The organism is Pseudoalteromonas sp. T1lg75, from assembly GCF_002964705.1.
In the GTDB taxonomy this organism is placed as follows: domain Bacteria; phylum Pseudomonadota; class Gammaproteobacteria; order Enterobacterales; family Alteromonadaceae; genus Pseudoalteromonas.
On the sequence record NZ_PQCD01000059.1, the window covers coordinates 1 to 507 of the forward strand.

Sequence of the window (507 nt, forward strand, 5' to 3'; positions counted from 1 at the left end):
TTTGCGTCATCTAGCGAACTAGAATCTGCTGTTAGAACTCAATCTGTACGAGTGCCCACACAGATGATTGCTTCATATTTTTAAAGAACAGGTCCGGTTACCCGGCTTCGAGACCCTTTCGCGTCTCGAGGGCTGTGCATTCTACTCAACCCTGATTTGTTGTCAACACTTAATTTTGAGAAAGTTTAATGTTTTTCAAAACTCAAAAATTGGAGCGGCACACGAGGTTCGAACTCGTGACCTCAACCTTGGCAAGGTTGCGCTCTACCAGCTGAGCTAGTGCCGCTTCATAGGTTGCTCTTTGTTTTATCGCTGGTCGCAACCTGAAGTTGCGGCTTTGCAATTTAGCAGCTGAGCTAGTGCTGCTTCGTAAGTCTCTGAGATTTATACTAACTACCGAGACGAGAAATTAGTAAGTTGGAGCGGCACACGAGGTTCGAACTCGTGACCTCAACCTTGGCAAGGTTGCGCTCTACCAGCTGAGCTAGTGCCGCTTCATAGGTCGCT

Annotated in this window: 2 tRNA genes; both read right to left on the reverse strand. The window is 47.3% G+C overall.

Annotated features, from left to right (window positions below):
- Nucleotides 1–210: 210 nt before the first annotated feature.
- A tRNA-Gly gene (locus tag C2M36_RS15140) sits at nt 211–286 on the reverse strand.
- A 132-nt stretch (nt 287–418) separates the two neighbouring features.
- Nucleotides 419–494: transfer RNA gene (locus C2M36_RS15145), tRNA-Gly, on the reverse strand.
- Nucleotides 495–507: the final 13 nt, after the last annotated feature.